Below are 6,112 nucleotides of genomic sequence, written 5' to 3'. Positions count from 1 at the left end.
TGAGGTTGCCGTCCAGCATAATGATGCGGTCGGCGACACCGAGCCAGCGCAGCTTGTCGTCCATCACGTCGGAGCCGCTGCTGCGGCGCACGAGCCCGTAGACGTCGTAGCCCTTGTCGAGCAGGAACTGCGACAGATACGCTCCGTCCTGACCGGTGATGCCGGTGATCAACCCACGCTTCATGGGGTGCCCTCTAACGCCGAAGTCTCTGACACGATGCTCACTGAGCAGCCTACTTACGGGGCATGGGTCGGCCAGTCCAGCGCTTCTGTCATCTATGCGCGTTTTAGAACAGCAAGAATACAAGCTTCGCGTGTCAAGGAAGCGACCGCATCCATCCGGCAAGAAGGACGGAGTTCCGGCTCTTCCGAAAAACGGCTAAAGCAAGCTCCCGGCGGCTCTCGCGTTTTATGGTCCTCCGCGAGGCTCGCTTCCACTGTTCAAAGTAGTTGATTCAACAATGGAAAGCGAGAAGCCGAGGTTGGGTCAGAGTTTTCAAACGGAGTTCTCCATGGCTCGTCCGAAGATTGTCCCCCTCCTGCTCGCCGGCGGCTCCGGCACAAGGCTCTGGCCGGTGTCGCGCGACGCGATGCCGAAGCAGTTCCTACCGCTGGTCGGCGATCGCTCGACCTACCAGCAGGCGCTGGCGCGGGTCTCCAATCCGGACCTGTTCGCGCCGCCGATCGTCATGACGGCGAACGACTTCCGCTTCTTCGCCAAGACCCAGGCCGAGGCGCTCGGGATCGATGCAACGGTGGTGCTGGAGCCGCTGCGGCGCGACTCGGGGCCGGCTATCGCGGCCGGCGCGGGACTCGCCCGCAGCCGCGATCCCGACGCCGTCGTCCTGGCGATCGCGGCCGACCACGTGATTCTCGATCAGGATGTGTTCGAGGCGACCTGCGCGGCCGGGCTCGAGGCCGCCGTCGCGGGGAACATCGTCACTTTCGGCATCCTGCCGGCCTCGCCGAAGACCAACTACGGCTACATCCGCCGCGGCGAGAGCCTCGGCATCGAAGGCGTCGCCAAGGTCGCGGCCTTCGTCGAGAAGCCGGACGCGGCGACCGCGGCCCGCTACGTAGCCGACGGATACCTGTGGAACTCGGGCAACTTCCTGTTCGGCGCCGAGGCGCTGCTCTCCGAGCTCGCCCGCTTCGAGCCCGAGATGGCGCGCGCCGTCGTCGCCGCGGTCGACGAGGCCTCGCTCGATCTCGGCTTCGTGCGTCTCGACGCGGAGGCCTTCGGAGCGGCGCCGCAGAAGTCGATCGACTACGCTGTGATGGAGCGCACCGACCGCACCGCCGTGATCGAGGGCCGCTTCCGCTGGTCCGACATCGGCTCGTGGGATGCCGTGTTCGACATCGCCGAGCGCGACGCCGCCGGCAATGTGGTGTCGGGGCCGGCCGCGACCTTCGAGACGCAGGACTGCGTGATCCACGCCGAGGACCGGCTGACCGTGGCGCTCGGCGTCAAGGACCTCGTCATCGTCACGACGCCCGACGCTGTTCTGGTTCTGCCGCGCTCGCGCGCCGAGGACGTCAAAGGCGCGGTCGCCATACTCAAGAAGCAGGGCCGTGGCGAGGCGACGGCACACCGGCTCTGCCATCGGCCTTGGGCCACTACGACTCGCTCGACCGCGGAGAACGTTATCAGGTGAAGCGCATCGTCGTGTCGCCGGGCGCGCAGCTCTCGCTGCAGCGGCACTATCACCGGGCCGAGCACTGGGTGGTGGTGCGCGGCACCGCCGAGGTGACGACCGGCGAAATGTGCAAGATGGTGCACGAGAACGAGTCGATCTACATCCCGATCGGCACGGTCCACCGCCTCGCCAATCCGGGCAAGATCCCGCTAGAGCTGGTCGAGGTGCAGACCGGCAGCTATCTGGGCGAGGACGATATCGTCCGACTTGAGGACGTCTATCAGCGCAGTTAATTCGGGCAGCAGTGGCATGAGGCGCGGTGTTGCCAGCCTTGAGCCAGGGGAATCGCATATGACCTGAGGTGATCGCGCTTGCGAGGGCGCGAATCATGGATTCTTGAGGGGACTCCGCAACAACGGAGGCCCCATGCAGCTCTTTATCGCCGCATTCGAGGATGTTCCCGATCCACCCACCGAGAACGTCAGGCACGATCTCGTCAAGATGCTGATCGTCGCTTTCGTCGCTGTGCTGTGCGGCGCGCAGAGCTGTGCGGAGATGGCCGCGTTCGGACGCGAGAAGATCAAGTTCTTCAAGCGTTTTCTGAAGCTCAAGCACGGCATCCCCTCGCACGACACGTTCTCCACCGTGCTTCGCATGCTCGATCCGAAGGCGCTCGATGCGGCGTTCGGCCAGATCAACGCTCGGCTGGTCGCAGCGCTGGCGAAAGGAGGCGTGATTGCCATCGACGGCAAGTCGCTGAAAGGCGCCTACGACAAGGGCGGCAAGAGCGCGCCGAAGATGATGGTCTCGGCTTACGCAGCGGGCCTCAGGCTGACGCTGGCAACGGTTGCGGCCGAGAATCGCAACGAGTTCGATGCCGCGCTCGAGGTGATCGGCCTCGTCGATCTCAAGGGAAAGATCGTCACCGGCGATGCGCTCCATTGCAACCGGCGCATGGTGGAGAGGATCGTCGAGAAGGGCGGCGACTACTGCATCGCGCTTAAGGGAAACCAGGAATCGCTGCTGTCCGACGCGCGCGCCTGCCTGCTGGCAGCCGAGAAGCCGAAGGGGGCCAGGAATGCGCTGCCGACCGCCAAGACCGAGACGAAGGCGCACGGCCGCATCGAGACCCGCGTCGCCGTCGTGGTCGATGCCAAGGGGCTGGCCGAGTATCACGAGTTTGAGGGCCTGAAGGCATTCGGGCGTGTCGAGGCCACGAGGCGGACCGACGGCACGACCACGACCGACGTGCGCATCTTCGCGTTGTCGCGCAAGCTGTCGCCGCAGGCCCTCTTGGACACCGCGCGTGCGTACTGGCTGATCGAGAACGCGCTGCACTGGCAACTCGACGTCTCGTTCGGAGAGGACGCGGCGCGCAACCGCAAGGACAACGGCCCGGCCAACATCGCCGTGCTCCGCCGCCGTGCGCTGGACGTCGCCCGCCTCGATCAAAGCAATGGATCACTGACGACCAAGCTCAAGCGCGCCGGCTGGAACGACGCGTTCTTGCTCGAGCTGCTCGGCCATATGCGATAGCCCTAGGTGTTTGGTCCCGGGATGAGGTGGCGCGGATCGATTTTGAATCGGGACGGGTCTTTCGTCCAGGCCTCGCAGATCGCCTCGAAGGGCGTCTTCCACCGGATTGCTTTCAGGTGCTTGGCGAAGTTGTAGGCCTTGACGAAGGCCAGGACGTGCGCCTTGAGGCTATCGAGGTCGGAGTAGTGGAAGACATTGACGGTCGCATCCTTGATAGTCCTATTCATCCGTTCGGCCTGACCGTTGGTCCACGGATGGTAGGGCTTGGTCAGGCGATGATCGATGCTGTGCTCGCGGCAGACGCGGTCGAAAACGTGCAGGCTGAACCTTGCCGTGGGGCCTGACCTGTTCTTCGGCAGGTCGGCGAACGTGATGCCGTTGTCGGTCAACACGGTGTGGATCTTGTAAGGGAAAGCTTCGACGACGTTGCGCAAGAAGCCTGCGGCGATGAGCTTCGTTGCCTGGTCATGAAACTCGACGTAGGTGAACTTCGAGACGCGATCGATAGCCAGGAACATATGCAGCTTGCCCTGGGTCAGGCGCAGTTCGCAGATGTCGATGTGGACGTAGCCGATCGGCGTTTCGGCGAATCGTCCGCGCTTCGATACAGGTTGATCTCCGTCCGGCAGTCGGGAGATGCCGTGCCTCTCAAGGCAACGATGGAGGCTCGAACGGGTCAGCCGCGGAATGCTCTCGCGAAGGCAGCCGAGGACGTCGTCGAGCGGCAGCAGAGTCCGCCTCCGGAACTCGACGATCATGGCTTCCTCGACCGGCGTGAGGACGGTGCTACGGGGCTTGCGAGGCCCCATTGGCGCGTCCGACGTCGTGGTTCTCACCCGCCATTTCGCCACCGTCGTGCGGCTGAGGCCGTATTGTCGCGCGAGGGTGCCGGTCTTCTCTTTCGACGCTTGGAGCTCGGCTCGAACTCTCGGCGTCGTGCGGGCGCTCCCGTGAAGAACGTCTGCCACAGCGAATCCTCCCCTTCTCGGGTCAAGAATACGCCACGACTCTTCGGGACTGAACACCTAGGGTCAATCCCGAACCGCCGCGCCGCTGCCGCTTGCTCAGTCCTTCGATTGGAACCGCGTATCGAACCTTCTCGTAGAGTTCCACTCGCTTCATCCCTCGCCCTTTGCCATCTCAGGCTCAGGGCTTCCAGCTGCCGGATTTTTACTCCGGCGCAACCGACCCGTTCGGCTGCTTCACTGAAGGATTTTTGCTCCGGCGCTTATACGTCGGACAAGTCGGACCAGACTGCGATCAGCAGCGCCTTGAACAGCGCGAGGGGCGGCCAAGCGGGCTCGCCCTTGGCCGCGCACGAGATCACTTCGAATTCTCGCACGATCGGCACCCAGTCGATAAGCGCCTTGAGCGCGTCGAGTGACGACCGGTTGCGACCTGGTCCAGAACCGAATTGAGGTGTCTCCTGACCGATCCGCCGTCGTGACATCGCCCGCTCCCGATCCGCTCTACGGATCAGCGAGTCAGAAATTCAATGCGTCGGCCAGAGCTATCCGCGCACGGGTCTCATTAGGCGGCGGTGATCCGCGCCCGGCACGCCGTCAGCACGTCGGACAGCGCCTCGTCCAGGCTCCGCCGTGGCTTCCAGCCGAGCAGACGGCGAACCCGCGACGCGTCGCCGACGATCCGCGGAAGATCGCTTGCGCGCAATCGCGCGGGATCCTGCTCCACCGTGATTGCCACTCGGCTGGCGGCGATCAGCCGATCCATCACAGCCTGCATGCTAACCGGAAGCCCCGACGCGATGTTCAGGATCGTTCCAGGGGGAAGCTCCGCGGCGTGCCGAATCGCCAGCGAATAGGCCTCCGCGACATCAGCGACGTGCAGGAAATCGCGCTCCGCCGTCAGATTGCCGACCCAAATGATGGGCGGCTGCACGCCGGCCTCGATGCGGGCGATCTGCATCGCGACGCTCGGGACGAAGAAGTTCTCGGTCTGGCCCGCGCCCGTATGGTTGAAGGGGCGAATCCTGATCACTCGCAGGCCGCGCTGCGCCAGCGCGCCAAGGGCGAGGTCCGCGGCGGCCTTGGTGACCCCGTAGTTGTCGACCGGCGCGAGCAGCGTCTCTTCATCCAACGGGGCTCCGGTCCGGGCGCTGTGACCGTAGATCTGGCCGGAGCCGACGAAGATCAGGATGCACTGCGGTGCGTGGGCCATGATCGCGTAAGCGATGTTGAGCGTCCCCTCGACATGCACGTGCCACGCCTTGCGCCAGTCGGCGCTCGCCGCGACGGGGGCTGCGATCCCGGCGAGATGAACGACGCAGTCGGGCTTCAGGCGCGCGATCGTGTCCACCACGGCGCATTTGTCAGTGATGTCGAGGCCCAGCAGCGGCCCAAGCTTGGGGTGCTGTTCGGGGGCCTGAGAGGTCGGAACGAGTTCCAGACGCGGCCCGATCGCTTGCCCGATCGCTGAACATAAGTGGGGGCCGACGAAACCACCTGCACCCGTAATCAAAGTTCGCACGGGCAACTCCCCATTCGGCTCGCACCCCGACCCGCGCCGTCGCGTGTGGCACTTCCACAATCTTACTGTGCGGTCCGAGTCGGTTCAACCATCGTCCGGTTCGCAAGGACGGCGCGAATCGTCGCCCGTGATGATCCATGCGAGCGGCGGCGCTCAAGTCATCGCGGCCGAGGTGTGCGCCCGCATCATCGTCGCGAGACCGGCCCGCGTGTCGGCGGACGGCTGCCAACCGGTCGCGAGAAGCTTGCCGGGGTCGACCACCAGCGCGCCGCCGATCTGGTCCCAGCTCGCGGTGCGTCCTGCCGCACGCAGAAGCCCGGCGATCAGCGGCGGAGGAACCGCGAACCCGCGTGGCGGGCGTCCGCAGGCGGTCCGCAGCACGGCGATCATCTCGGCGAGGCTCAGGACCTCGCGATCGGCGACCACGTAGGTCTAGCAGGCTGTTGAAATTC

The 6,112-nt window shown here is 64.9% G+C and carries 6 protein-coding genes and 1 pseudogene; 2 read left to right on the top strand and 5 right to left on the bottom strand.

Going from position 1 to position 6,112, the window contains the following annotated elements; genetic code table 11:
* Positions 1 to 184 (bottom strand): GDP-mannose 4,6-dehydratase (locus tag ABTU92_RS27780; RefSeq protein ID WP_408094822.1); only part of this gene is annotated, 184 nt, incomplete at its 3' end.
* 328 nt (positions 185 to 512) lie between these two features.
* On the opposite strand from ABTU92_RS27780, the pseudogene ABTU92_RS27775 reads away from it, so the two are divergent.
* Both ABTU92_RS27775 and ABTU92_RS27770 read left to right on the top strand, forming a co-directional pair.
* Positions 513 to 1,930: pseudogene (locus tag ABTU92_RS27775) on the top strand (mannose-1-phosphate guanylyltransferase/mannose-6-phosphate isomerase).
* Between the two features lie 133 nt (positions 1,931 to 2,063).
* Complete coding sequence (locus tag ABTU92_RS27770) at positions 2,064 to 3,173, top strand: ISAs1 family transposase (protein WP_408094821.1); 1,110 nt, start codon at positions 2,064 to 2,066, stop codon at positions 3,171 to 3,173.
* 2 nt (positions 3,174 to 3,175) lie between these two features.
* On the opposite strand, the gene ABTU92_RS27765 is transcribed toward ABTU92_RS27770, so the two are convergent.
* From ABTU92_RS27765 to ABTU92_RS27750, 4 genes are all read right to left on the bottom strand, one after another.
* A complete protein-coding gene (locus ABTU92_RS27765) occupies positions 3,176 to 4,141 on the bottom strand; it encodes an IS481 family transposase (protein WP_408094820.1) in 966 nt (321 codons plus the stop codon).
* A gap of 260 nt (positions 4,142 to 4,401) precedes the next feature.
* Entirely contained in the window at positions 4,402 to 4,623 is a 222-nt protein-coding gene (locus ABTU92_RS27760) for a hypothetical protein (protein WP_408094819.1), read from the bottom strand.
* An 80-nt stretch (positions 4,624 to 4,703) separates the two neighbouring features.
* Positions 4,704 to 5,660, bottom strand: coding sequence for an NAD-dependent epimerase/dehydratase family protein (locus tag ABTU92_RS27755; RefSeq protein ID WP_408094818.1), 957 nt, complete (start codon positions 5,658 to 5,660; stop codon positions 4,704 to 4,706).
* 153 nt (positions 5,661 to 5,813) lie between these two features.
* Complete coding sequence (locus ABTU92_RS27750) at positions 5,814 to 6,086, bottom strand: hypothetical protein (protein ID WP_408094817.1); 273 nt, start codon at positions 6,084 to 6,086, stop codon at positions 5,814 to 5,816.
* Between the last annotated feature and the right edge of the window lie 26 nt (positions 6,087 to 6,112).

This window comes from Rhodoplanes sp. SY1, assembly GCF_046000175.1.
GTDB lineage: Bacteria > Pseudomonadota > Alphaproteobacteria > Rhizobiales > Xanthobacteraceae > Rhodoplanes.
Note: the sequence above shows the minus strand (reverse complement) of the source record. Positions and strands in the feature narration are given on the sequence as shown.

Coding starts and splice junctions, on each gene's coding strand:
- ABTU92_RS27770 (WP_408094821.1), top strand. CDS start 2,064: ATGCAGCTCTTTATCGCCGCATTCGAGGATGTTCCCGATCCACCCACC.
- ABTU92_RS27760 (WP_408094819.1), bottom strand. CDS start 4,623: ATGTCACGACGGCGGATCGGTCAGGAGACACCTCAATTCGGTTCTGGA.